The organism is Streptomyces sp. NPDC048643 (genome assembly GCF_040650615.1).
In the GTDB taxonomy this organism is placed as follows: Bacteria; Actinomycetota; Actinomycetes; order Streptomycetales; family Streptomycetaceae; genus Streptomyces.
This window is the reverse complement of the sequence record NZ_JBEZHO010000060.1, coordinates 30742-56437: the sequence shown is the minus strand read 5'-3', so window position 1 is coordinate 56437 and position 25696 is coordinate 30742. Positions and strand designations below refer to the sequence as shown.

At 72.3% G+C, this 25696-nt stretch carries 22 protein-coding genes and 1 pseudogene; 15 read left to right on the top strand and 8 right to left on the bottom strand.

What is annotated here, in order from left to right; translation table 11 throughout:
* A pseudogene (locus tag AB0C62_RS36975) lies at positions 1 to 92 on the top strand (oleate hydratase); the annotation flags it as partial.
* A 27-nt stretch (positions 93 to 119) separates the two neighbouring features.
* Here AB0C62_RS36975 and AB0C62_RS36970 read toward each other — a convergent pair.
* Both AB0C62_RS36970 and AB0C62_RS36965 read right to left on the bottom strand, forming a co-directional pair.
* Positions 120 to 665: a DUF4232 domain-containing protein gene (locus AB0C62_RS36970; protein ID WP_362980870.1), complete on the bottom strand. Its 546-nt coding sequence runs from the start codon at positions 663 to 665 to the stop codon at positions 120 to 122.
* Between the two features lie 255 nt (positions 666 to 920).
* On the bottom strand, positions 921 to 2573 hold the full coding sequence (locus AB0C62_RS36965; protein WP_362980868.1) for an alpha/beta hydrolase: 1653 nt from the start codon (positions 2571 to 2573) through the stop codon (positions 921 to 923).
* Positions 2574 to 2862: 289 nt separating this feature from the next.
* Here AB0C62_RS36965 and AB0C62_RS36960 point away from each other — a divergent pair, with 289 nt between their 5' ends.
* Both AB0C62_RS36960 and AB0C62_RS36955 read left to right on the top strand, forming a co-directional pair.
* Positions 2863 to 3618 carry a chaplin gene (locus AB0C62_RS36960; protein ID WP_362980866.1) on the top strand — a complete coding sequence of 252 codons (756 nt, stop codon included), beginning with the start codon at positions 2863 to 2865 and terminating at the stop codon, positions 3616 to 3618.
* Between the two features lie 274 nt (positions 3619 to 3892).
* Positions 3893 to 4750: a GNAT family N-acetyltransferase gene (locus tag AB0C62_RS36955; RefSeq protein WP_362980864.1), complete on the top strand. Its 858-nt coding sequence runs from the start codon at positions 3893 to 3895 to the stop codon at positions 4748 to 4750.
* Positions 4751 to 4816: 66 nt separating this feature from the next.
* Here the strand turns inward: AB0C62_RS36955 and AB0C62_RS36950 are convergent, their stop codons facing one another.
* Entirely contained in the window at positions 4817 to 5566 is a 750-nt protein-coding gene (locus tag AB0C62_RS36950) for an MBL fold metallo-hydrolase (protein ID WP_362980862.1), read from the bottom strand.
* Between the two features lie 582 nt (positions 5567 to 6148).
* On the opposite strand from AB0C62_RS36950, the gene fusA reads away from it, so the two are divergent.
* Positions 6149 to 8254, top strand: a complete 2106-nt coding sequence (fusA, locus tag AB0C62_RS36945) for an elongation factor G (RefSeq protein WP_362980860.1) — start codon at positions 6149 to 6151, stop codon at positions 8252 to 8254.
* Positions 8255 to 8391: 137 nt separating this feature from the next.
* Here the strand turns inward: fusA and AB0C62_RS36940 are convergent, their stop codons facing one another.
* Positions 8392 to 8826 (bottom strand): (2Fe-2S) ferredoxin domain-containing protein, encoded by a 435-nt coding sequence (locus AB0C62_RS36940; RefSeq protein ID WP_362980858.1) that lies wholly within the window; start codon positions 8824 to 8826, stop codon positions 8392 to 8394.
* Positions 8827 to 9302: 476 nt separating this feature from the next.
* Here AB0C62_RS36940 and AB0C62_RS36935 point away from each other — a divergent pair, with 476 nt between their 5' ends.
* From AB0C62_RS36935 to AB0C62_RS36900, 8 genes are all read left to right on the top strand, one after another.
* Positions 9303 to 9953, top strand: a complete 651-nt coding sequence (locus AB0C62_RS36935; protein ID WP_362980856.1) for a GntR family transcriptional regulator — start codon at positions 9303 to 9305, stop codon at positions 9951 to 9953.
* A gap of 75 nt (positions 9954 to 10028) precedes the next feature.
* Complete coding sequence (locus tag AB0C62_RS36930; protein ID WP_362980854.1) at positions 10029 to 10817, top strand: PIG-L deacetylase family protein; 789 nt, start codon at positions 10029 to 10031, stop codon at positions 10815 to 10817.
* The gene (locus AB0C62_RS36925; RefSeq protein ID WP_362980852.1) at positions 10814 to 11524 is read left to right on the top strand and encodes a 4-carboxy-4-hydroxy-2-oxoadipate aldolase/oxaloacetate decarboxylase; all 711 of its coding nucleotides are present in this window, start codon (positions 10814 to 10816) and stop codon (positions 11522 to 11524) included. Before AB0C62_RS36930 ends, AB0C62_RS36925 begins: the two co-directional genes overlap by 4 nt.
* Entirely contained in the window at positions 11521 to 12609 is a 1089-nt protein-coding gene (locus AB0C62_RS36920) for a 4-oxalomesaconate tautomerase (protein WP_362980850.1), read from the top strand. Before AB0C62_RS36925 ends, AB0C62_RS36920 begins: the two co-directional genes overlap by 4 nt.
* Before the next feature lie 9 nt (positions 12610 to 12618).
* Positions 12619 to 13569 carry a catechol 2,3-dioxygenase gene (locus AB0C62_RS36915; RefSeq protein WP_362980848.1) on the top strand — a complete coding sequence of 317 codons (951 nt, stop codon included), beginning with the start codon at positions 12619 to 12621 and terminating at the stop codon, positions 13567 to 13569.
* Between the two features lie 368 nt (positions 13570 to 13937).
* A complete protein-coding gene (locus tag AB0C62_RS36910; RefSeq protein ID WP_362980846.1) occupies positions 13938 to 15266 on the top strand; it encodes an MFS transporter in 1329 nt (442 codons plus the stop codon).
* A 157-nt stretch (positions 15267 to 15423) separates the two neighbouring features.
* The gene (locus AB0C62_RS36905) at positions 15424 to 16200 is read left to right on the top strand and encodes a GNAT family N-acetyltransferase (protein WP_362980844.1); all 777 of its coding nucleotides are present in this window, start codon (positions 15424 to 15426) and stop codon (positions 16198 to 16200) included.
* Between the two features lie 71 nt (positions 16201 to 16271).
* Entirely contained in the window at positions 16272 to 17183 is a 912-nt protein-coding gene (locus AB0C62_RS36900) for an NAD(P)-dependent oxidoreductase (protein ID WP_362980842.1), read from the top strand.
* A gap of 76 nt (positions 17184 to 17259) precedes the next feature.
* On the opposite strand, the gene AB0C62_RS36895 is transcribed toward AB0C62_RS36900, so the two are convergent.
* Both AB0C62_RS36895 and AB0C62_RS36890 read right to left on the bottom strand, forming a co-directional pair.
* Positions 17260 to 18141, bottom strand: a complete 882-nt coding sequence (locus AB0C62_RS36895; protein WP_362980840.1) for a GNAT family N-acetyltransferase — start codon at positions 18139 to 18141, stop codon at positions 17260 to 17262.
* A gap of 168 nt (positions 18142 to 18309) precedes the next feature.
* On the bottom strand, positions 18310 to 18561 hold the full coding sequence (locus AB0C62_RS36890; RefSeq protein WP_362980839.1) for a GlsB/YeaQ/YmgE family stress response membrane protein: 252 nt from the start codon (positions 18559 to 18561) through the stop codon (positions 18310 to 18312).
* 230 nt (positions 18562 to 18791) lie between these two features.
* On the opposite strand from AB0C62_RS36890, the gene AB0C62_RS36885 reads away from it, so the two are divergent.
* Positions 18792 to 20234, top strand: a complete 1443-nt coding sequence (locus AB0C62_RS36885; protein WP_362980837.1) for a hydrolase — start codon at positions 18792 to 18794, stop codon at positions 20232 to 20234.
* An 87-nt stretch (positions 20235 to 20321) separates the two neighbouring features.
* Here AB0C62_RS36885 and AB0C62_RS36880 read toward each other — a convergent pair whose 3' ends face one another.
* Entirely contained in the window at positions 20322 to 21497 is a 1176-nt protein-coding gene (locus tag AB0C62_RS36880; protein ID WP_362980835.1) for an ROK family transcriptional regulator, read from the bottom strand.
* A gap of 211 nt (positions 21498 to 21708) precedes the next feature.
* Between AB0C62_RS36880 and AB0C62_RS36875 the strand changes: the two genes are divergently transcribed.
* On the top strand, positions 21709 to 23163 hold the full coding sequence (locus AB0C62_RS36875; protein ID WP_362980833.1) for an APC family permease: 1455 nt from the start codon (positions 21709 to 21711) through the stop codon (positions 23161 to 23163).
* Positions 23164 to 23369: 206 nt separating this feature from the next.
* On the opposite strand, the gene AB0C62_RS36870 is transcribed toward AB0C62_RS36875, so the two are convergent.
* Positions 23370 to 23942 (bottom strand): GNAT family N-acetyltransferase, encoded by a 573-nt coding sequence (locus AB0C62_RS36870; RefSeq protein ID WP_362980831.1) that lies wholly within the window; start codon positions 23940 to 23942, stop codon positions 23370 to 23372.
* 148 nt (positions 23943 to 24090) lie between these two features.
* Here AB0C62_RS36870 and AB0C62_RS36865 point away from each other — a divergent pair, with 148 nt between their 5' ends.
* Positions 24091 to 25626 carry an AMP-binding protein gene (locus AB0C62_RS36865; protein WP_362980829.1) on the top strand — a complete coding sequence of 512 codons (1536 nt, stop codon included), beginning with the start codon at positions 24091 to 24093 and terminating at the stop codon, positions 25624 to 25626.
* Positions 25627 to 25696: the final 70 nt, after the last annotated feature.

Genomic DNA, 25696 nt, shown 5'->3' with positions numbered 1-25696 from the left:
ACGCGGAGGTCCCCGACGACGTCGTCTTCACCGTCGAGTACTCCGTCCGCACCGCCTGGACGGCCGTCGCCCAGCTCCTGAACCTCGACAGGCCGTCCGCGCACGCCCGGCACGTCGGGTCAGCGGAGTCCGAGTGCCTTGTCGGCGGCGGCCACGGAGGGCTTCCACCACGTCGTCACGGGTTCCCACACCCGGACGGTGGCACCGGCGCCCAGCTCACGCGCCGTGAAGGACCGGCCGGCGAGCGAGGGGTCGGCCGAGACGGTGACCGAACGGACCCGGCGGGCCTCCGGATCGGCCGGGTCGGCGATCGTCAGCACGGACGCGTACGCGGTCCGGCCCGCGGCGAGGCGGTACGGACCGCTCTCCCCGGCGGGCTTCGGCAGGGCGGCGCCGTCGAGGTCGCCGAAGGTGACGGTGGGGATGCGGTCGACCGTGCAGGCGCGGGTCGACCGGTTGGTCACGCGGAGGTGCAGGACACGTGGGTCCGAGGCCCGCTCCGCCCGCAGACGGAGGGCTTTCGCGGTGCACTTCGCGGGTGCGGCGGCTTTCGAGGACGGTGCGCCGGACGGGCCGGAGGGCGCGGCCACGGCGCTGCTTCCGGAGGCGGCGAGGAGCAGCGCGGCGGCGACGGCGGGTACGGCGAGGACGGGTCGGATACGCATCGGTGGTGTTCCCCCTGCTGTGGTCACGTGCGGGTGCGGGTGCGCCCCGACCGGCCGGTGGGCCGGTCGGGGCGGTGCCTGCCCAGTGTGACCTTCGGCGGGTACGAGAGGTTGTACCCGATGCGTCCGTGTCGGGCCCGGTGTCCGAGTGGGTCGGTCGTCAAGTCCAGGGGAGGCGTCTGGGCCGTTCGGGGCGTCGCGGACCGTGCGAGGGGGCCGCCGGCGCCGTCCCCGCCCGCACGGCGCCGCCGGGCGTCAGTCGTCCGTGTCCTCCGGGCCGCAGGAACTGCCGCTGTCCGGCAGCGAGCCGTACAGCAGGTAGTCGTCGACCTTCTGGTGCACGCACTTCGAGGAGGCGTATCCGGTGTGCCCCTCGCCCTTGTTGTCGAGCACGACCGCCGCCGAGCCGAGCCGCTTGGCGGTCTCCTCCGTCCAGCGGTACGGGGTCGCCGGGTCCCCGCGGGTGCCGACGAGCAGCATCTTCGAGGTGTTCACGTCGCGGACGTCGTCGCGGATGTAGTCGGTGCCCTTGGCCCGGCCGTAACACATCAGCACCTGGGTGAGGCGGTACTGCCCGAAGACCGGGGACGCCTCCTCGTAGGCCGCGCGCAGCTTGCCCATGTCGCGGGTGATCTCGTCGGCGCCGGGGCGGTCGGGGTCGTCGGCGCAGTTGATCGCCATCAGGGCGGCCGGGAGGTTGTCGAGCGGGACTTCCTCGTCGTCCACGAGTCCGCCGTGCTTCTGCTTGTCCCGGGCGTTCTCCCTGCGGCCGTCCTTCTCCCGCTTCCCGTCCTTCTCCCGCTTCCCGTCCTTCTCCCGAACGGGCGCCGACACGTCGGGCAGCGAGGCGCCCCCGGAGAGCTGCGTGAGTCCGTGCGTGTCGCCGTCCTGGACCAGCAGGCTCAGTGCCTGTTCGAGGGAGGGCCACATCTCCTTGCTGTACAGGGCCTGGCTGATCGACCCCACCAGGTCCTGCCCGGAGAACTCCTGGCCGTAGTCCGACGGTACGGGCTCGTCGTCGAGCGAGTCGACGAGCTGGACCACCTGCTCGCGGGCGCTGCGCGCGTCCTGTCCGAAGGGGCAGGCCATGTTCTGCGTGCACCAGGTGATGAAGTCGTCGAGCGCCGTCTGCTGTCCCTCGGCGCCGGTCAGTCCCTGCTCGGCGATCGGCTCGGTGAGGGTGTCGACGCCGTCGAGCACCATTCGGCCCGTCTTCTTGGGGAACTGGGCCGCGTACACCGCTCCGAGCCGGGTCCCGTACGAGAAGCCGAGGTAGTTGAGCTTCTTGTCGCCGAGGGCCTGACGCATGATGTCCATGTCCCGGGAGGCGTTGACCGTGCCGATGTGGGGGAGGACCGGACCCGAGTGCTGTGCGCACTCCTCGGCGGCCTTCTTCACCGCCTTGAGCGCCGAGCGCACCGAGGCGCTGTCGGTGCCCTCCGCGCTGTCGTCAGTGGCCTGGGATATGTCGTCGACCCCCTCGCCGCAGCTGACCGGCGAGGACCGGCCGACCCCGCGCGGGTCGAACGTCACCACGTCGTAGCCGTTGGTCAGTCCCATGAACTCCTTGCCGCCCAGTGCGAGTTGGGGGATGCCGGCGCCACCGGGACCGCCGAAGTTCAGCAGCACCGATCCGCGCGAGGAACCCGTCGCCCGGTAGCGGGCCAGTGCCAGGTCCAGGGTCCCGCCGTCCGGCTTGTCGTAGTCGAGGGGCACGGTGACCTTGCCGCACTGCAGATCCTTGGGCATGCCCTCGCCCTCGCAGGCCGCCCAGGTGACCTTCTGCCGGTAGAACCGGGACAGGTCGGGATCCTCGGCGGTCGCCGTCGTCGGCAGACCCGCCGCCAGCAGCGTCAGCGTCGCGGTCGCGGTTCCCACGACCGCGCAGCGTTGGTGCATGGACAGCATGCAAGCCTCCAGGGTCGCCCTGCGGTGGACCGGCGTACCCCCTGGATCACGATAGGCGCGGGTGTGGAGGCACGCCTCCGGGCGGACTCGTCCGGCCCACCGGGCGAGCGGGACCGTTCCCCGTGTCCTACTCTGCGTGACTCGGTAACTCGTACGGGTAACGGTGGCAGTTCGATATGTCTGACGCTCGATGGGGTGAAAGACCGTTTAGCCATAACTCGGATGGGTCTTGTGCGTTTTAGGCAGTGCGGGTGAGTGCCCGTGACCTTGTCTGGAAGGCAGTGAACCTATGAAACGGGTGACCCGAAATGGTTTGATCGCCGCGGCCGCCGCCTCGGGCGCGCTGGCCGCGACCATGCCGGCCCACGCCGACTCGGCGGCGGACGGCACCTCGGCGGGATCGCCCGGGGTGATCTCCGGCAACACCGTCCAGCTCCCGGTCCACGTTCCGGTGAACGTGTGCGGGAACACGGTGAACGTCGTCGGTCTGCTCAACCCGGCCGCCGGCAACCGCTGCGCCAACCAGAGTGACGGCGGGGCGGCGACCCGCTCCTCCGGCAGTCGGCGGAGCGTCCCACCGGTCGCGCACGGTGACGTCGACGGGCGCCACGCGGGTGGGGCCGTCGGTGGGAACCAGGGCGGCGCGGTCGCCCACGGCGGTGCGAAGGACTCGCCGGGCCTGCTCTCCGGCAACGGTCTGCAGCTGCCGGTGCAGCTCCCCGTGAACGTGAGTGGCAACTCCGTGACGGTGGTCGGCCTCGGCAACGCCTCCGTGGGGAACGAGTCCACCAACACCTCGGGCGAGCGGCCCGAGCCCTCGCGGCCCGTGAACCCGGCTCCGAGGCCGTCCGTCGCCCCGCCCGTCGAGCACCCCGGGCACCCCGAGCGCGCCGTGCCCGGCGAGCTGCGGACGATGGGTGACTCCGAGGCCACCCTCGCCCACACCGGTGCGGACGGGACGCTGCCCGCCATCGCGGCGAGCGCGGCCATGCTGCTGGGCGGCGCGGTCATGTTCCGCCGGTTCCGCCCCGCCGCGGTGCGCTGACCCGGGGGATCACGGACAGGAGGCCCCACCGGACGGGTGACCGGCGGGGCCTCTCCCTTGTCTCCGTCCGTCTTCTCCACCGATTGCTCCGTCCGCGTCCTCCCCCGGGTGCTCCGCCGCCGTCCCGGCGGCGCCTTCCCGCACGTCCTTCGGGCTGGCCGAATCCCGTCCCGTGCGAGCGGCTCGTCGCTGCCATCGGCACGGAGATCGGCAAGGATGCTGCGCGTGCGTCCGGCGGGCGTACTCCGTGACCCCCACGCATTGGAGCGCCTCCATGACCTCTCCGGGACCCGACGGCCTCGTCGTCGCCCAGGCCTCACCCGCCGACTGGACGGTGGTCACCGGCTGGGCGGCGGACGAGGGATGGAATCCGGGGCTGTCCGACAGTGCGAGCTTCTTCGCCCAGGACCCCGAGGGGTTCTTCGTCGGGCGGGTCGACGGGGAGACGGTCTCGGCCATCTCGGTCGTCAACTACGGCGCGGACTACGCCTTCCTGGGCTTCTACCTCGTCCGCCCCGATCTGCGCGGCCGCGGCTACGGCCTCGCGACCTGGAAGGCCGCCCTCGCGCACGCCGGCGGACGCACCGTCGGCCTCGACGGAGTGGTCGCACAGCAGGAGAACTACCGCAGGTCCGGTTTCGAACTCGCCCACCGCACCGTCCGGTTCGGCGGTGTGGTGCCGGCCGGTGAGGAGTCGCCGGGAGTACGGCCGGCCGGGCCCGCCGACCACGCCGCGATCGTCGCGTACGACCGGGCGTGCACCCCCGCCGACCGGCCGGCGTTCCTGGGGTCGTGGCTGACCACACCCGGTCACCGCACCTTCGTCCGGCGCGCCGACGACGGCCGGCCGACCGGCTACGCCGTGCTCCGTCCGGCACGTGACGCGCTGCGCGTCGGCCCCTTGTTCGCGGACACCGCCGACGACGCCCGAGCCCTCTTCGCCGCGCTGGCCGCCGACGCCGACGGCAGGACGCTCGCCATCGACGTGCCCGAGACCAACGCCCCGGCCGTCGCCCTCGTGGAGAAGCTCGGCCTCGCCCTCTCGTTCGAGACGGCCCGCATGTACACCGGCCCGGTGCGGCCCTTCGCGGCGGAACGCGTCCACGGGGTCACCACGTTGGAACTCGGATAGCGGCCCCTCGCTCGGAACGGACCCCGACAGAACGCGGAGTCGCGGGGCCGGGTCGGGCGCGGCCGGTCAGCCGGCGAGTTCCCGCGCGCGCCGGGCCGCCTCACCGACCGGGCCGCGGTGCACGGGCCCGTGCCCCGGCAGCAGGACGTCGGCGTCCAGTCGCTCGATGTGCCGCAGCGAGTCGAGTGCGGCGGCGCGTTCGGTGTCGAACATCTCGTGCAGCAACTGCGGTCCCGGGGTCCGCGACGTCGGATGACCGCTGACCAGCGCGTCGCCGGAGATCAGGACACCCGCGTCCGGCAGGTGGTAGACGCAGTGGCCGGCGGTGTGTCCGGGCGTGTGCACCGGAACGGGGCGGCCGGGCAGATCGAGCGGCCCCGTCCCGGGGAACGCCTCCGGCTTCGCCATGCGGACGTCCGCCTTCCCGCCGGAGCGCAGCGCGCGCACCGCCCAGGGCAGTACACCGGGACGCCACGCCTGCCGCATCACCTCGCCGATGCTCACCTGATGGAGGAAATCGCGCCGCGCGTGCGGCACTTCCTCCTCGTGCAGCAGGACGGGTGTCCCGAACGTGCCGCTCAGGAACTCGGCGGAACCGAGGTGGTCGGTGTGCGCGTGCGTGACGAGGACGGCGGTCACGGCCTCCGGCCGGTGACCGAGGGCCGCCAGCGACGCCAGCAGCTCCTGGCGGTCGCCGGGGTACCCCGTGTCGATCAGGGTGACCGACTCTCCCTCGCTCAGCACCACCCAGTTCGTGTCGCTGCCGTGCACCAGATGCACTCCGGCGGCTGCCTCGACGATCGCTTCCTCGCGCATGACCATCCCGACGTTGACGACGTGCCGCCCGACCGGAGGGCCGGGCCGGGTCGAACGTATCGCGAGGCCCCGGACCCGAGCGGACCCGGCCCGACGGGTCGAGCATGAACGAGGGCTCCGCGCGCCGCACTTGAGGCGGCACGCCGGAGACCGGTGACGGTGGAGTGCGGGCGGACACGAGGCCCGGTGCGCCGGCCGGCGATCCGGACAGGCAGGGCCGTACCAGGAAATCGTGGTGCGTGGCGGTGTCCCAACTCCCTACACTCGCCACGGAATCACGCGCCGCCCTGCTGGCGCCGCGTGTCGTGACCGACGAGGGGAGACGGGCCATGCGTTACCGCACCGCTGTCGTCGTTCCCCGGTCACAGTTCGAGGTGATCCTCGTGTCTCCGGGAGCCCGGAACCGGCTGCGCGGCCGGGACCGGACGCCCGTGACGACCTTCTGACCTCCGCCCGCACGGCGGCGACCGCACGCGCAGTCGCCGCACCGCTGCCGGCCGGGGGCCCTCAACCGCCTGGTCACAGGCATGTCGTACGGGAATCGCGCCGACCCGCTCCGGATCGTCCGAAAGGCCAAGGGCCGTGCGTACCCAGCAGCACCGACACCTCACCGACTCCCTGACCGCCGTCCGCAACCTGGGCATCCTCGCCCACGTCGACGCCGGGAAGACCACCGTCACCGAACGGATCCTCTATGCCACCGGGACCACCCACCAACGCGGCGAGGTCCACGACGGCACCACCGTCACCGACTTCGACCCCCAGGAACGCGACCGCGGCATCACCATCTTCGCCGCGGCCGTCAGCTGTGCCTGGAACGGCCACCGGATCAACCTGATCGACACCCCGGGCCACGTCGACTTCTCCGACGAGGTGGAGCGCTCGCTCCGCGTCCTCGACGGCGCCGTCGCGGTGTTCGACGCCGTCGCCGGTGTGGAACCGCAGAGCGAGTCGGTGTGGCGGCGGGCCGACCGGCACGGCGTTCCGAGGATCGCCTTCGTGAACAAGCTGGACCGTGCCGGGGCCGACCTCGACACGGCGGTCGCGTCGATCCGCGAACGGCTCCACCCGGCGCCGCTGGTCGTCCAGTTGCCGATCGGCACCGAGGACGCCTTCACCGGCGTGGTGGACCTGCTGCGGATGCGGGCCCACGTGTGGGCCGACGGCGCCGAGACGGCCGAGGAGGGGCCGGTGCCCGGGGCGCTGACCGAGGAGGCGCACCGACGCCGCCGGCTCCTGGAGGAGGCCGTGGCGGACCTCCACCCGGCGGCTCTGGAGGAGTTCTGCACCCGGTCCACGGTCTCCGCCGCGACCCTGGCCGCCGCGCTGCGCGACCTGACCCGGACCGGTGAGGGTGTCGTCGTGCTGTGCGGCTCGGCGTACCGCAACCGGGGGATCGAACCCCTGCTGGAAGCGGTGGTGGCGTACCTGCCCTCGCCGCTCGACGTGCCGGCCGTACGCGGCACGCACGGCGGCGTGGAGCAGGAACGGGCGGCGGACCCCGAAGCCCCGTTCGCCGGGCTGGTGTTCAAGGTGAACGCCACGGCGACCGGACGGATGACGTACCTGCGGGTCTACGCGGGCACGGTGGAGAAGGGACAGGCGGTGACGGACGTGGGCACGGGACGCACCGAGCGCGTCGGACGGATCCTGCGGGTCCGCGCCGACCGCTACGCGGAACTGGAGCGCGCGGTGGCCGGTGACATCGTCGCGGTGATCGGGCCGAAGTCCGCCCGCGCCGGGGCGACACTCTGCGATCCGGCGGCGCCGCTGCTCCTCGAACCGCCCGCGGTCGCGGAACCCGTCGTGTCCGTGGCGGTCGAGGCGCGCAGGAACACCGAGACCGGCCGTCTGGTGGCGGCCCTGACCCGGCTGGTCGAGGAGGACCCCTCGCTGGTCGTCCGCACCGACGCGGAAACCGGTCAGACACTGCTGTCGGGCATGGGCGAACTGCACCTGGAGGTCGCGGTGGAGAAGGTCCGGCGCTCTCACGGGCTGGACGTCGCCGTCGGGCGGCCGCGCGTCTCCTACCGCGAGACGGTGGCCCGAGGGGTGTCCGGTCTGGTGTACCGGCACGTCAAACAGGACGGCGGCGCGGGGCAGTTCGCCCAGGTCGTGCTCGATGTCGAGCCGCTCGGGACCACTGCCGCGGACGGCGCCGAAGGGAGCGGGGCGTGCTTCGTGTTCCGTTCCGCCGTGGTCGGTGGACGGGTGCCGCAGGAGTACGTCCGTGCGGTGGAGGCCGGCTGCCGGGACGCGCTCGCCGAGGGTCCCCTCGGCGGTCACCCGGTGACCGGACTGCGCGTCACGCTCACCGACGGGGCGACCCATGCCAAGGACTCGTCGGAGATGGCGTTCCGTACGGCAGGCCGGCTCGGACTCCGTGAGGCACTGCGCGCCTGTGCAATGCAGCTGCTGGAACCGGTGGTCGAGGTCACGGTCACCGTGCCCGAGGACGCGGTCGGCGGAGTTCTCGGCGACCTCGCAGCGCGCCGCGGCCGGGTCACGGGCTCGCTCACCCGCGGAGGCACGGCGGTGCTCACCGCCACCGTGCCGCTGGCCGAACTCTTCGGCTACGCGACCCGGTTGCGCAGCCGGACCCAGGGCCGGGGGGTCTTCACGACCCGGCCCACGGGTCTGGCGCCGGCGCCGGGTCCGGTGCCCTCGACGGGGGTCGCGGCCCGGTGAGTGAAAGCGGGGGCGTCGCGCAGGCGACGCCCCCGCCCTGAAGAGCAGTTCGCCCATGACTGGCTCATGCCAACCGAACGACAGATGAAGGGGGTTGAGGGCCGGAGCCCGTCGCGCATCCGCGGGCGGACAACCGCTCAGCGCCGCCTGCGGGTTCGCTCGGCGCGTGGAGCGCTGACGAACTGCAGCTCCAGCGCGGCCGGCGGCTCGGCCATCCCGGGTCCGCCCGCGGCCGCCCAGGCCAGCAGGTCGTCCGTACAGCCGTCGTCCGTGGCGAAGCCCACCCAGGTCGGGCGGCCACCGCCACGACGTCCCGCCGACGAGGGCTGCACCACGACGACGTTCGCCTGGTCGCAGGGGCCGAGGCAGTCCGTCGTGCGCACGGTGAACCGCCCACCCGAGGCCTCCGCTCCGGCCCGCAGCCGTGCGAGCTGCCGGGCGTGGTCGATGTCCGGGAACTTGCGCGGGTCGCCGCAGCAGCACCCCCGGCAGACGACGAGGGTGCACGGCCGTGAGCGGGCGGCACCGACCGCCGTCGTACGAGAGAGTCCGCGCGGGGGGTCGACCGGCACCAGGGGAGGCCTTTCGCGAGAGGGAGCGGACGGTCCCGCCCGTGAACGCTCGCGGGCGGGTGTCCGGCGACCGTCCGGACCTGTCGCCCGAGGCCGCCGACAGCCACCGTACGAGACGTTTGCGCTGCTCAGTGGAGCGGGTCCGGCCGCGGAACGCGCGGCCCATCCGGCCCTCGTCCGAGAGGTGTTCGGCGGTCCGGCCGGTCTCGGTGAACGTGCGGGTCACCTCGCAGTCGACCACCACCTCCGCCTCGCCGTCGAGGAGCATCACGGGCACGGACGGCCGGAGTGCCCGCAGTGCGGGGGCTCCGGCCATCCGCCGTGTCCGGGCGGGACCGTCGGAAGTCGCGGCCCGGGTGCCGGGTGCCGGGTGCCGGGTGCCGGGTGAGGCATGTCGGCAACATGCCGAACAAAATTGTTGACAATCTTGTTGGTCTAGATTTACGTTCGACAGGCACTCACTCAGGGAGGGCGCAATGCAGAAGGAAGCCCGTCCAGGCACCGGCGAGCAGGCCAAGCAGCACGCGTTGGTGCAGCTGCGGCAGGCGATTCTGCGCGGAGAGATGGCACCGGCCCAGCGGCTGGTGGAGAACGAACTCGCCGAGCAGTTCGGCGTCACCCGGGCCAGCACCCGGGCGGCGTTGATCGAGCTGGAGTCGGAGGGACTGGTCGAGCGCATCCGCAACCGCGGATCGCGGGTCCGGGTCGTGACCGTCGAGGAGGCGGTCGCCATCACCGAATGCCGGATGGCACTCGAGGGACTCTGCGCGGCCAAGGCGGCCGTCGCGGCGACCGACGACCAGCTGGCCGAACTGGCCGAGCTGGGCGCGGCGATGTCCAAGGCGGTCGCCGACGGCGAACCCGTGACCTACTCCGAGCTGAACCACGAAGTACACGCCCGGATCAGGGAGTTCTCCGGCCAGCGGACGGCCGTCGAGCTCTTGGAGCGGCTCAACGCCCAACTGGTGCGCCATCGCTTCCAGTTGGCGCTGCGTCCCGGACGCGCGCAGCAGTCCCTGAGTGAGCACCTGGCCATGATCGAGGCGATCAGCGCCAGGGACCCGCAGGCGGCCGAAGCGGCCGTCCGCGCCCACCTCGGCAGCGTGATCGAAGCGCTGCGCGACTGACGTCCCGCGCGGCGACGCGCGGCACGACGGACATCCGAGGCGGGCACGCACCTGTCCACCAAGGAGATCTCTGCCATGACGCACGGCGACGCGCCCGCCTCCCCCGAACCCTCGGCCCCACCCGGTCGCGGGGCACCCCCCGCACGGTCGACCCTGGTCGTCACCGCGCACGCCGGAGACTTCGTCTGGCGGGCCGGCGGCGCCGTCGCGCTGGCCGGCTCCCGGGGCGAGAAGGTCACCATCGCCTGCCTGACCTTCGGCGAGCGCGGTGAGTCCGCCAAGGCGTGGCGCGCCGGCAAGAAGCTCGACGAGATCAAGGCGATACGCCGCGAAGAGGCGGAGAAGGCCGCCGCCACCCTCGGCGCCGAGGTCCGCTTCTTCGACGCGGGCGACTATCCGCTGACCCCGACCGCCGAACTCACCGACCGTCTGGTGGCGGTCTACCGCGCGACCCAGCCGGACGTCGTGCTCACCCACCCCACCGAGGACCCGTACAACGGCGACCACCCGGCGGCCAACCGCATGGCGCTGGAGGCGCGCGTCCTCGCCCAGGCCATCGGGTACCCCGGCGAGGGCGAGATCATCGGCGCACCGCCCGTCTTCTACTTCGAACCCCACCAGCCCGAGATGAGCGGCTTCCGCCCCGAAGTGCTGCTCGACATCACCGAGGTGTGGGAGACCAAGCGGCGGGCGATGGAGTGCCTCGGCGCGCAGCAGCACCTGTGGGAGTACTACACCGACCTCGCGGTACGCCGGGGGGTGCAGCTCAAGCGCAACGCCGGCCCCAACCTGGGCCTCGCCCACCGGACCATGGCCGAGGCGTACATGCGTCCCTACCCGCAGATCGCGAAGGAGCTGGCATGAGCGGCGTGATCGTCACCGGCCCACCGAAGGCGGATCCGAAGGACGTCGGGGCGATCGCCGCGTACGGTACCGCCACCGTGCACGAGGCGATGGGTCGCACCGGCCTGCTCGGCACCCGGCTGCGCCCCGTCCAGCAGGGCACCCGCATCGCCGGCACAGCGGTCACCGTGCTCTCGTGGCCCGGCGACAACCTCATGATCCACGCAGCGGTGGAGCAGTGCGGCGAGGGCGATGTCCTCGTCGTCACCACCACGTCCCCCTCCACGGACGGCATGTTCGGCGAACTGTTCGCCACCGCGCTCCAACGGCGCGGCGTACGCGGCCTGGTCATCGACGCCGGCGTCCGCGACACCGGGGAACTGCGCGCGATGGGCTTCCCCGTCTGGGCCGCCGCGGTCAGCCCGCAGGGCACGGTGAAGGCGACCGGCGGATCCGTCAACGTCCCGGTCGTCCTCGGCGGTCAGGTCGTCAGGCCCGGCGACGTGATCCTCGCCGACGACGACGGCGTGGTGTGCGTACCCCGTGCGGACGCCCGCCGTACCGCCGAGGCCTCCGAGGCCCGCGAACGCAAGGAGGCACTGGCCCGCGCCGCCTTCCAGGAAGGCGAACTCGGCCTGGACCGGTACGGGTTGCGCGACACCCTGGCCCGCCTCGGCGTCACCTACACGTCCTACGACGCGTACGTCCGGGACGGAGCCGCGCCGTGAGCGGACCCGAGGAACTGCGCTGCATGCTCCTGCGCGGCGGCACCTCCAAGGGCGCCTACTTCCTGGCCGGGGACCTCCCCGCGGAACCGGCGGAGCGCGACGACCTGCTGCTGCGCGTGATGGGCAGCCCCGACCCGCGCCAGATCGACGGCCTCGGCGGCGCGCACCCGCTGACCAGCAAGGTGGCCGTCGTCTCGGTGTCCGCCGACCCCGCCGCCGACATCGACTACCTGTTCCTCCAAGTAGGCGTCGAACGGGCGGAGGTGTCGGACCGTCAGAACTGTGGCAACCTCCTCGCGGGCGTCGGACCCTTCGCCGTCGAGCGCGGACTCGTCGAACCGGGGGAGGAGGGGCGCACCTCCGTCCGGATCCGCATGCTCAACTCCGGTGACCTGGCGGTCGTGAGCTTCCCCACCGAGGACGGGCGCGTCCTCTACACGGGCTCGGCCGAGATCTCCGGGGTGCCGGGGACCGCAGCCCCTGTGATCGTCGAATTCCCGCGGGGGAGCGGCCCGTTGCTGCCCACCGGACACGCCCGCGACACCGTCGCCGGGATCGCCGTGACCTGTGTGGACAACGGGATGCCCACCGTGCTGGTCACCGCCTCCTCGCTGGACGTCACCGGGTACGAGACCCCCAAGGACCTGGAGGAGGATCTCGCCCTGGCCGACCGGCTCCGCGAGATCCGCCTGGAGGCGGGCAAGCTGATGGGCCTCGGGGACGTCGAGAACGCCACCGTGCCCAAGGTGACGCTGCTGGCGCCGCCGCGCGCCGGGGGAGCCGTCACCACCCGCACCTTCATCCCGGTGCGCTGCCACACCTCCATCGGCGTCCTCGGTGCCGCGAGCGTCGCCGCGGGCCTGCGCGTGGAGGGCGGGGTCGGCGAAACCGTGGCCCGGCTGCCCGAGCACGGGGACCGGCTGCGGATCGAGCACCCGACCGGATACCTCGACATCGAGTCCGGACTCGCGTACGGCCCCGGAGGTGTCCCCGAGGCCCGGCGCACCGCGGTCGTCCGCACCGCACGCAAGATCTTCGACGGCACGGTCTTCCCCCGGCCTGCCGGAGCCGCACACCAACCCTGAGGAGGCCCCATGGCCCCGCCGCTCGGCGACATCGCCCACCTCGGGCACGTTGAACTGCTCACCCCCGACCTGGACGCCAGCGTCCGGTTCTTCACCGACTACCTCGGCCTGACCGAGAACGGCCGCTCCGGCGACTCCGTCCATCTGCGGACCTGGGACGACTACGAGCACCACAGTCTGACCCTCACCGCCCACTCCACCTCGGGCATCCGCCGCACCGCCCTGCGCGCCTCCAGCGAGGAGGCCCTCCAGCGCCGGGTCAAGGAGATCGAGAGCACCGGGCGCGGGGGCCGCTGGACCGATGACGAACCGGGCATCGGCCCCGTCTACGTCACCACCGACCCCGACGGCCACGAACTCGCCCTGTACTGGGAGAGCGAGTGGTACCGCGCGCCGGACCATCTGAAGCCGGGGCTGAAGAACCAGCCCCAGGCCAAGCCCGGCCACGGGGTCGGCGTGCGACGCCTGGACCACGTCAACTTCCTCGCCGCCGACGTGGCGGCCAGCGGCGACTTCGTGCGGGACGCGCTCGGAGCCCGACCGACCGAACAGATCCAGCTCGACAGCGGCAGGATCGCCGCACAGTGGCTGACGTTCAGCAACAAGTCGTACGACGTCGTCTACACGGAGGACTGGACGGGCTCGAACGGCCGGCTGCACCACATCGCCTTCGCCACCGACACCCGCGAGGACATCCTGCGCGCCGCCGATCTCGCCCTCGACACCGGCGTGTTCATCGAGACGGGCCCGCACAAGCACGCCATCCAGCAGACGTTCTTCCTCTACGTGTACGAACCCGGCGGCAACCGCGTCGAGTTGTGCAACCCGCTCACCCGTCTCGTCCTCGCCCCCGACTGGCCGCTGGTCACCTGGACCGAGAACGAGCGGAAGAAGGGCCAGGCCTGGGGGCTGAAGACCATCGAGTCCTTCCACACCCACGGAACGCCGCCCATCGGCTGATCGCGGCCCGCCCGCACCGGCGGTCGTCCACTGACCGGTGATCACGCGCGGCTCGGTGATCGTCCATGGCCCGGCTCGGGGCAGCCGGGCGCCGACCGATCGTTTGAGCGACCAGAACAAGCCAGTACGGGCGTACGGGCGGCACCGAACCGTGTGCCGCCCGTGCCCTTTTCATCTGCCCCTCAGCTCGTCATGGCACCGTCACGGCGGTGGCCTGATTCCCGCGTGGATTGTTGACAAAAGCGTTGACACTCTGGGGTCCACTCCCTAGCGTCTAGCGCATCGCCGGGTCAGCCGCACGAGCCGCGCCGACCCGCATCCCCGATCCCCTTCCAGGGCCCACACCTCCTGGACGAGAGGAAACAACGATGTCCTCCTCCCTCGCCCTGCCCGCGCGCGGCGGCAGCAGAATGGCCGCACTGGTCGTCGGCCTCTGCTGGCTGGTCGTCCTCTTCGACGGCCTCGACATGTTCATCTACGGCTCCGTGCTGCCGCACATGCTGGAGACGAAGGCGCTCGGCATCGACCCCGGCAAGGCCGGCGACGTCGGCTCCTACGCCACCTTCGGCATGCTGATCGGCGCCCTGTCCTCCGGCACCGTCAGCGACTGGGTCGGCCGCAAGAAGACGATCGTCGCGTCGACCGCGGTGTTCTCCCTGGCCTCCGCCGTCTGCGCCTCGGCGTCCGGCCTGGGCGTCTTCAGCCTGGGCCGCTTCCTCGCCGGTCTCGGCCTCGGCGGCCTGCTGCCCAGCGCGATCACCATGGTCACCGAGTACGCCCCGCGAGGTCACCGCGCCCTGATCGTGGGCTCCCTGATGACGGCCCACCAGGCAGGCGGCATCGTCGCCGGATTCGTCGCGCTCGGGACGGGCGACTGGCGGGTCTCGTTCTGGATCTGTGTGATACCGCTGTTCGTCGGCGTCCCGTTGGCCGTCAGGTTCCTGCCCGAGTCGATGGCCTTCCTCCAGGCCAAGGGCCGCACCGAGGAGGCCCGCGCGCTCGCCGACCGCTACGGCGTCGACCTCGCCGCCCGCGACAGCCAACGCCAGGCCACCGCCGACCGCTTCAGCGCCCTCACCGCCCTCTTCCGCGGCGGCCAGTGGGTCGAGACCCTGTTCTTCTGGCTCGCCTCCTTCGGCGGCCTCCTCCTCGTCTACGGCGTCTCGCAGTGGCTGCCCTCCCTGATGAAGGCCAACGGCTACAACCTCGGCTCCTCCATCGGCTTCGTCATCGTCATCAACCTCGGCGGCATCGTCGGCATGCTGATCGGCGGCCGGCTCACCGACCGCTTCGGCGGCTCGCTCATCTCCGCCATCTGGTTCGGCGCCACCGCCGTCGGCATCTACTCGCTGAGCGTCAAGATGCCGCTGCCCCTCACTTACACCGTCGTCTTCCTGACCGGCCTGTTCCTCTTCAGCGCCCAGGCGATGATCTACGCGACGGTGGCGCACCGCTCCGAGGACGACAACCGTGCCACCGCGGTCGGCTGGACCTCCGGCATGGGCCGCTTCGGCGCCGTCTTCGGCCCCTGGCTCGGCGGCCAACTCCTCGCCAGCGGCTCGACGACCGCCGGCTTCACCGCCTTCGCCGCCGCCGGCGTCTTCTCCCTCGTGTTCGTCAGCCTGACCGGCCTGCGCCGCGTGAGGACGACACCCCCGAGCACCGCACCGCACCAGGAACTGACCGCCACCGGCTGATCCCGGCCCACGCGGGCCGGCGCCCGGGCGGAACCCGACGAGGGGTCCGGCCGGGCGCCGACGTATCCGTCCCGAACCACGCGGCGGAGGCCGGGCTTCCCGCCACGGCCCCGCAATCTCCGTTGCCCCGGACGTCCCGGGGTGCTGGAGTGAGCCCATGGATCACGTAGCGGTACTTGCCCTGTTCGACCGGGACATGCGGGAGACGGCACGCCCCGACGCGCCGGGCGCCCGGATCGAGCGCGCCGGGCGCGTGGTGCGCCAGGTCGGGGCCGAGGGCGGATGGAACGGGGTGATCTGGTCCGACCTCGACGGCCCGAACGCCGACGCGGCCATCGCCGAACAGATACGCCACTTCACGGACCTCGGCCGGGAGTTCGAGTGGAAGCTGTACGGACACGACCGGCCGGAGGACCTCGGCCGACGGTTGCAGGCCGCGGGCTTCACCGCCCAGCCCGAGGAGACACTGATGATCGCCGAGCTGGGCGATCTGACCCTCGACGCCGAACCACCTGAGGGCGTAAGGCTGTTGCCCGTCACCGACCGGGCCGGAGTCGACCTCGTGGCCGAGGTCCACCAACAGGCCTTCGGCACGGACGGCACCCGCCTGCGCCACCAGCTGCTCGCCCAGCTCACCGGCGACGCGGACACCGTGGTCGCCGTCGTGGCCCTCGCCGGCGACGTCCCCGTCAGCGCGGCCCGGATGGAACTCCTGCCCGGAGCACGGTTCGCCGGACTGTGGGGCGGCGGCACCGTCGAGGCATGGCGCGGCCGCGGCATCTACCGCGCCCTGGTCGCCCACCGCGCGCGCGTCGCGGCGGACCGCGGCTACCGCTACGTCCAGGTCGACGCCTCCAGCCAGAGCCGCCCCGTTCTCGCCCGGCTCGGCTTCCAGCCACTCACCACGACGACACCGTACGTCTACGAGGGGTGACACCCGGCGCGCTGCGCCGAGCGGCCGGGCGCCGATGTCACATCCCGGCCCCCACGGTCCGTCGCACCGGCATGACCACGAACCAGAACATCCTCCTGGCCGGCGCGAGCGGCGTCCTCGGCCGGCACATCAGGCGCGCCCTGACCGAAGCGGGCCACACGGTCACCGGCCTCGGCCGGGGCCCGGCCAACGATCTCCGCGCCGACGTCCTGGACCGCGAGGCGACGCTGCGCGCCGTCGACGGCCGGCACTACGACACCGTGGTCCTGGCCGCGACCGCCCTGAGCAAGGCGCCCCTGCGCCACCGCGACATGCGAGCCACCGACACCCTGCGCGTCGACGGCACCGCCCACCTCGTCGAGGCCGCCCGGGCCGCCGGCGCCCGCCGGATCATCGCCGAGTCGATGGTCTTCGGCTACGGATACGGCGATCACGGAGACCACGTCCTCACCGAGGACGATCCCTTCGGTCCTCCAGGAACCACCCCCGCGCTGGAACAGCACGTCGCCGCCATGCGCATCAAGGAGCGACTCACCTTCGGTGCGCCCGACATGGAGGGCATCGCCCTCCGCTTCGGCCTCTTCTACGGCGCCGGCGGCACGGACGCCCTGCTGCCCATGCTGCGCCGGCGGCAGCTCCCCGTGGCCGACGACCACGGCCGGGTGCTGCCGTGGGTCGACCTGGCCGACGCGGCACGAGCGGTGGCCGCCGCGGTGGACCACGGCCGCGCGGGGGAGGCGTACAACGTCACCGACCGGACCCCGCTCGGTTTCGCCGCCCATGTCCGGGCCGTGGCCGAGGAGTTCGGCCTGCCGAAACCGATGACCGTACCGCTGTGGACGATGCGGCCCCTGGCGTACGCGCACGTGATGATGCGCACGACGCTGCGGGCCTCCTCGGCGAAGGCGGAGCGTGAGCTGGGCTGGACGCCCCGCCACGCGTCGAGCCGGGACGGCCTCGCCGCACTCAGGGCGGCGGCCTGACCCGGGCAGGTCTCTCACACCGGGGCACGCCACCTCACGGACCCCGAGTCACTCACGCGGCTGGCCCGGGAGCACCTCAGAGATCCCGCTGGTACTCCACGGCCCGGTGCGTCGGCCGGTAACCGAGGGCGTCGTTGATCGCGAGCATGGGCGCGTTGCTGTCGGCCGTGTCCGTGAGCAGGCCCGACAGCTCCGGATACCGCTCACGGGCCAGCCGGATCGACTCCGCCTTCATCCACAGGCCGAGACCGTGGCCCCGGTGCTCGGGCAGGACACCCGTCCCGTAGTGCTGCGCGTCGCCCCGGCCGTCCCCGGGCACCACGAGCTCCGAGAACCCGACGACCGAGCCGTCCGCGCGGTCCAGCACCGCCACCGTCTGCAGCGCCTCGCCGCGCTTGAGGACGGCCTCGGCGACGGCCACGACCCGGTCCACGTCCCAGGCGACGGTCCCGTAGTCGGTCTCCTCCATCGGCATGTCGTCCATGGCCCGCCGCGACCGGGCGAAGCCGGCCGCGAGCGCGGGCGGCACCACACCGTCCCAGTGCGTCAACTCGTATCCCGGATGCGGGCGCTCGGCGATCCCGTCGACGTGCGTGAGGTCGAGGTCCGGCAGCGGGAGCCGCGCGTACGTCAGCGCCAGCATCCTGCGGAAGCCCTGTGCGGCGAGGAACAGGTCACCGGGGGAGCCGGTCGTGGCCTGGGCGACCAGTGACCGCCGTCCCTCGGCCCGTGCCGCCGCCGTCACGGCGTCCAGGAGGGCACCGCCCACGCCCTGGCGCCGCTCGGCGGGGTGCACGGCGATCTCCAGCTCGGCGAGGTGCCGCTGGCCCTCCCCGGTGAACAACCGGACGAACGCCGAGCCCAGCGGCACACCTTCGGCGTCCGAGGCCAGCCAGGCGAGCCGCCGGCTCGACGCCGCGGGTTCGGGATCGGTCAACGGGGTGATGCGTGGCGGCAAGGTCGCTCCGGGGTGTCGGGCGTTCGGGTGGGAGGCCCGCAGAACGTAGCCGCACGACGGAGCGCTCCGCAACGGAATTGACGCGAGCCCGCACGAGCGGTCACGGCGGCCGGTCCTCGGTCGGCCGGGACCGCTCGTACGGGCTCCTGTCGTGTCGGTGGCGCCTGTTCAGCGGCGCGCCCGCGTCCGGTCCAGGGCCGCGACGCCCACGGCCGCGAGGCCGATCTGGATGAGCCACTCGATCCAGTCGACGCCCTTGGTGTCGGCGACATCGAACGCGGCGGCCACGCCCGACCCGATGAACGCGGCCACGATGCCGACCACGATCGTCAGCAGGACGCCGATGCGCTGCCGGCCCGGCACGACGAGCCGGCCCGGTATGCCGATGACGATGGCACTGATGATGCCTGAGATCTCCATCTCCGCCCTCCAGCTCGGTCTCTCGCAGTCATGTATCTGCCGTCTGCGAGCGCGCGCCAGTCCGCTCCCGACCGGACGCCGTGTCACAGAGCGGCCGATGCCCCCGGCGACCCATATTTTGGTCATGCACCGTTCAAATTCTTGTCGCGCCAGGAGCGGCCAACTACCGTTCTACGCGCGCAGACTTGGCGCCCGCACGGCCTCTCCCCACCCCGACGGAGGTTTGCAGGATGCTCGGACTCGGAAGATCCCCCCGCATCACCACGGCACTCGCCGTGTTCGGACTGCTCGTCACGGGCGCCGCCGTCCAGGCGGCGACCGTCACCCCCGCCCACGCGGCCACCCCCCACCGCGTCCTGTTCGACAACGGCCACGCCGAGACCGCGGGCAACGCCGACTGGATCATCTCCACCAGCCAGCCCGACCCGCTCGGACAGGACTCCACCCCGTCCGCCGAGACCGACTGGACCGGCGCCCTGTCCTCGTGGGGTGTCGCCCTGCAGAAGACGGGCGACTACAGCCTCAAGACGCTGCCTTCGGGATCGAGCCTCACCTACGGCGGCACGGCCGCGACCGACCTGTCGAACTTCGACGAACTGGTCCTGCCCGAACCCAACACGCTCTTCACCGCCGCCGAGAAGACCGCCATCATGACGTTCGTCAAGAACGGCGGCGGCCTGTTCATGATCTCCGACCACACCGGCGCCGACCGCAACAACGACGGCTACGACGCGGTCGAGGTCCTCAACGACCTGATGAGCGACAACAGCGTCGACAGCACCGATCCGTTCGGCTTCGCCATCGACTCGCTGAGCATCGGCTCGGACCACCCCGCCGCGATCAGCGACAGCACCAACGCGATCCTGCACGGCGCGCACGGCACCGTCACCAAGAGCCTCATCGCGAGCGGGACGACCGTCACCCTCAAGCCCGCCGACAACGCGGCCGTCAAGGGCCTGCTGTACCGCACCGGATATTCCGGGAACACCGGCGCGTTCTTCGCCACCAGTACCTTCGGCAGCGGCAAGGTCGCCTTCTGGGGCGACAGTTCACCGATCGACGACGGCACCGGCCAGTCCGGCAACACGCTGTACGACGGCTGGAACGACACCGGCGCCACCAACGCCGCACTCGCCCTCAACGCCACCGACTGGCTCGCCGGCACCAGCAGCGGTGGCGGCGGTGGAGGCGGCGGGACCTGCACGGCCGCCCAACTGCTCGCCAACCAGGGCTTCGAGTCCGGCGCGACGTCCTGGACCGCGACCAGCGGCGTGATCACCAACAGCTCCGGCGAGGCGGCCCGTACGGGCTCGTACAAGGCCTGGCTGAACGGCTACGGCTCGGCCGACACCGACACGCTCTCCCAGTCGGTCACGATCCCCTCGGGCTGCTCCGCCACCCTGAGCTTCTACCTCCACGTCGACACGGCCGAGACGACCACGAGCACCGCGTACGACACCCTCAAGGCCCAGGTCGTCAACAGCTCCGGCACCGTGCTGGCCACCCTCGCCACGTACTCGAACCTGAACGCGGCCTCGGGCTTCACCCAGCGGACCTTCAACCTCGGCACCACGTACGCCGGCCAGACGGTCGGTGTCAGGTTCACCGGGACGGAGGGCTCCACCCTGCAGACGTCGTTCGTCCTCGACGACACGGCACTCGGCGTGAGTTGAGGGGACACCGGCACTTCCCGGGGGCGGGTCCGGCGCCGTGCCCGCCCCCGGTGCCGAGCACCGCCCGGTCCTTTGCCGGGCCGCGTCTCAGGGGGCGGAGCGGCGCTCGAACACCACGTCGCGGGCCGTGCCCAGTGCCGTGGCCACCGCGCCGAGCAGGACCGCGTCCTCGCCCAGCCGTCCCGGTACGAGCTTCGGGCGCAGCGGGGTGAGGGTGCGCAGGGTTTCGCTGACGGGCGCGAGCAGCAGGTCCACGCTGTGGCCGACGCCGCCGCCGAGCACCACCAGGTCGGGGTCGAGCACGGCCGCCGCGGCGGCCACCGTGTGCGCGATCCGCTCGCCTTCGAGCCGGACCGCCTCCACCGCGGCCGGGTGTCCCTCGCGCGCCGCGTCGAAGACCGCCTTCGCGGTGAGGTGCCCGGTCATGCCGAAGTGCCGTGCCGCCTCGACCACGGCCACGCCGGACACCGCGTCCTCCAGGGTCTCGGGCTTGTGCCGTCCCGGCCAGGGCAGGAAGCCGATCTCGCCGGCCCCGCCGTGCGCTCCCGTGAACAGCCGCCCCTCGCTCACGACCCCCATGCCGAGGCCCGTGCCGATCATGATGTACGCGAAGAGCCGGCTGCCGGCCCCGACCCCGTAGGTGTACTCGCCCAGCGCCGCGAGGTTGGCGTCGTTGTGCACCTCCAGCGGGATGCCCAACTCGTCGCGCATCCGGTCGAAGAGGCCGGCCCGGCCCCATCCCGGAAGGTGCATGGCGTACCGGACGCGGCCCTGTTTCTCGTCGTACACGCCCGGCGTGCCGACCACCGCGTGCGCCACGTCCCGCGCCCCGGACTCCGCGACGACCTGGCGGGCGGTGGCGACCACCAGGTCGGCCATCGCCCCCGAGGTGCGGGCGCGGTTGCGGACGTCGGCGCGGGCGACCACCGAGCCGTCGAGGTCGGCGACCGCGAGACGCAGCCAACTGCGGCCGATGTCGATGCCGAGCGCGTATCCGGCCGCGGGGTCGGGCGCGTACAGCACGGCCACCCGGCCGCGCTCCGGCGCGTGGGTGCCTACCTCGTGGACGAGCCCCGCCTCCTCCAGGGCGGCGAGCGCGCTGGAGACCGTGGGTTTGGACAGGCCGGTCTCCCGGGCGAGCTGGGCGCGGGAGGCGGCCCCGCCGGTGCGCAGCCGGTCGAGGAGCAGGCGTTCGTTGGTGCTGCGCAGCCGCTTGCGGTTCCACGTCGGTTCGGGCTGCTCTGCGGCGTCGCTGGCGGGCATCGCACCATTCTCACGCATTCATGACACCCCCTTGACGCATCTAGTAAGGCTCCTTAACTTTATCGGCCGGTCGACGTTCGCGTTCACCCCGACGCGTGGGGGTGAACGCGCGCCGGCCGGTCACCCGCCGCGCCCGATCCGCCCCGGCGGCCGCCACCCGGGCCGGCCGCCACCGCGTACCGCTCGCCGTGCCTTGTCCCGAGGAGGACCCATGTCCGGTAGCCCGCCACCCGACGGCGGATTCGTCCGCCGCGTCGGCCTGTTCCAGGCCACCGCCATCAACATGAGCCAGATGTGCGGCATCGGGCCGTTCGTGACGATCCCGCTCATGGTCGCCGCGTTCGGCGGCCCGCAGGCGGTCATCGGCTTCGTCGCGGGCGCCGTGCTCGCGCTCGCCGACGGACTCATCTGGGCCGAACTGGGCGCCTCCATGCCCGGCTCCGGCGGCAGTTACGTCTATCTGCGCCAGGCCTTCCAGTACCGCACCGGACGCCTGATGCCGTTCCTGTTCGTGTGGACGGCGATGCTCTTCATCCCGTTGATCATGTCCACCGGTGTGGTCGGGTTCGTCCAGTACCTGGGCTACCTGGCCCCCGGCATGGGGCGGACCACCGGCGACCTCGTCGGGCTCGCCGTCATCCTCCTGGTCGTTCTCCTGCTGTGGCGCGGGATCGAGCACATCGCCCGGATCACCGCCGTCATGTGGGCCGTGATGATCACCTCCGTCCTCCTGGTGATCATCGCCGCGGCCACGAACTTCAGCCCCCACCTGGCGTTCACCTACCCGGCGCACGCCTTCGACCTGTCGGGCAGTCACTTCTGGATCGGCTTCGCCGCGGGCCTGACCATCGGCATCTACGACTATCTCGGCTACAACACCACCGCGTACATGGGCGCCGAGATCAAGGACCCCGGCCGGACCCTGCCCCGCTCGGTCATCTTCTCGATCCTCGGCATCATGGCGATCTACCTGCTGCTCCAGATCGGCACCCTCGGAGTCGTCGACTGGCACCGGATGACCGATCCCGGCGACATCGCCTCCACGTCCGTGGCCTCGGCCGTACTGGAGGAGACCTGGGGCAGGGGCGCGGCGGACACGGTCACGGTCCTCATCCTGATCACCGCGTTCGCCTCGGTCTTCACGGGGCTGCTGGGCGGCTCGCGCGTGCCCTACGACGCCGCCCGCGACCGCGTCTTCTTCCGTCCCTACGCGAAGCTGCACCCCGAGCACCGCTTCCCGACGCTCGGCCTGGCCACCATGGGCGTGATCACCGCGATCGGGTTCCTCATCGGCCGCCACACCGACCTCGCCACCCTGATCCAACTGCTCACCACCGTCATGGTGATCGTCCAGGCGCTCGCCCAGATCGTCGCCCTGTCGGTGCTGCGCAGGCGCCGGCCGGGACTGCGGCGCCCGTACCGGATATGGCTCTACCCGGTGCCGAGCCTCCTCGCCCTCGTCGGCTGGCTCACCATCTACGGCTACGCCGACAAGAACTCGCCGGGCCGCCACCCCATCGAGTGGTCGCTGGCCTGGGTCCTCCTCGGTCTCGTCGCCTTCGCCGTCTGGGCGCGCCTGGAGAAGGTGTGGCCGTTCGGTCCGAAGGAGATCACCGAGGAGTACCTGACGGCACCCGCCCCGGAGACGGAGCCGGCCGGCGCGTGACGGCACGGACGCCTCCGGACGACGGACACCGGGGGCGTCCGGCCTGTGTCGGCGGGCCCGGTGCGCGGAGTTCCGGGGCCGTCCGGTCGCGGGCGACCGCGTGCGGGGCGGAGGGGCCCGAGACCCCCTGGGTACCGGGCCCCCCGCGGCCGGCCCGGCGTCCGACATGGACGCGAGCGCGACGGAGCCGCTGCCCGCGCGGGCCGTCACCCGTACGGTCCCGCGCCGCGCGCGGAACGGCTCCAGGTCCGCAGGACGACGTCGCGGCCCTTCGCCGTGCGGACCACCGGGTCGTCGTCGGCCAGGACGAAGCCCGCCGACCTGGCGACCCCCTCGCTCGCGGCGTTCCCGTCCTCGATGCACAGGACGATGCGCCGCCCGCCGACGTGCCGGTGCGCGAAGTCCACGGCGAGCCGGACCGCGCGGGTCGCGAGCCCTCGGCCCCGGTGGGCGGCTCCCACCCCGTACGCGAGCTCGACGTCGCGATCGTCGCCCGAACCGGGGAACAGCAGGATCTCCCCCCGGGGCAGCTCACCGTCGGTGGTGATGGCCAGTTGCACGGCCCGCCCCTCGGCGCTCTTCTGTTCGGCGGCCGCGAGATAGGCGAGCGCCGCCGCGGTGTCGAACGGTGAGGCGACCGGAGTCCACCGGTCGATCTCGGGATCGTCGTAGAGGGCGACGAGATCCGCCACGTCGTCGTCGGACCATTCGCGCAGGAGCAGTCCCAGTCCGTCGATGCGCAGTGGCCCGGGGAAGTGGAACGTCGGTCGGCTGTTCATCGGACGATCCTTACGCGTCGGGCGGGGGGCGGCCAAGGGCGCCCCGCGCGGCACACCACCAGGACCGGGGGCCGCCCGGGGCTGTCCGGATGCGCGGAGGCATGCCCAGGATGGACCCTGGACTTGTTCGGATCGTCGGGAGGCCGTGATGTTCGTCCCTTTGGGGGCCCGTGATTTCCTGGACCGCGCCGTCACCGTGTACGGCGACCGTGTCGGCGTCGTCGACGAACCCGACCAGCCCGCCGAGGTCTGGGAGGGACTGACGTACCGCCGCGTCGGGGAGCTGGCCGGAGCCCAGGCCGCCGGGCTCGACGCGCTCGGCGTCCCGCACGGCGCGCGGGTCGCCGTCGTCTCGCCCAACAGCGCCCGGCTGCTCACCTCGTTCTTCGGCGTCAGCGGCCACGGCCGGGTCCTCGTGCCGGTCAACTTCCGTCTGACGGCGGACGAGGTGAGCTACGTCGTCGAGCACTCGGGGGCGAGCGTCCTGCTCGTCGACCCCGAACTCGCCGACCGTTTCGAGGGCGTGGCCTGCAAGCACCGGTTCACCCTCGGCGCCGCGGCGGACGCCGAGCTGTACCGCTTCGACACGGAACCCGCTCCCTGGGAGGCCGACGAGAACGCCACCGCGACGATCAACTACACCAGCGGAACGACCGCCCGCCCCAAGGGTGTCCAGATCACCCACCGGAACATCTGGATCAACGCCACGACCTTCGCCCTGCACGCGGGCGTCACCGACCGCGACGTGTACCTGCACACCCTTCCGATGTTCCACGCGAACGGGTGGGGGATGCCGTTCGCCATGGCGGGCCTGGGCGTTCCCCAGGTCGTCCTGCGCAAGGTCGACGGGGCGGAGATCCTGCGCCGGGTGGCCGAGCACGGCGTGACGGTGATGTGTGCCGCGCCCGCCGTCGTCAACGCGGTGCTCGCCGCCGCCGGTTCCTGGGAGGGCGAGATCCCCGGCCGTGACCGGGTCCGCATCATCGTCGCCGGGGCCCCGCCGCCCACGAAGACCGTCGCACGCGTCGAGTCCGAACTCGGCTGGGAGTTCATCCAGATCTACGGCCTCACCGAGACCTCGCCGCTGCTCACCGTCAACCGCGCGCGGTCCGAGTGGGACGAACTCGCCCCGCAGGCCCGGGCGGAGAAGCTGGTGCGCGCCGGCGCCCCGGCCCTGGGCGTCACCCTGCGGACCTCCGCGGACGACGAGATCCTCGCGCGCTCCAACGTCGTCCTGGAGGGCTACTGGGAGCAGCCCGAGGAGACCGAACGGGCCCTGGCAGACGGCTGGTTCCACACCGGGGACGGTGGATCGATCGGCGACGACGGCTATCTGACGATCAGTGACCGCAAGAAGGACGTGATCATCACCGGCGGAGAGAACGTCTCCTCCATCGAGGTGGAGGACACGCTCTTCAGCCACCCCGCGGTCGCCGAGGTCGCGGTGATCGGCGTGCCGCACGAGAAGTGGGGCGAGACCGTCATGGCCCTGGTGGTGCTCGCGCCCGACGCGGCGGCGACCGAGGACGAACTGATCCAGTACTGCAAGGAGCGCCTCGCCGGATTCAAGGCGCCGACCTCGGTCGAGTTCCGGGACCAACTGGCGCGGACCGCCACCGGCAAACTCCAGAAGTACAAGCTGCGCCGGCCGTACTGGGAGGGACGCGACCGGGGAGTCAACTGACCGTCGCCGCCCGGCCGGTCCACGCTCACGGCGCGGGCCGGCCGGTGATCCCCCTTCGCTGTGGTTCGCT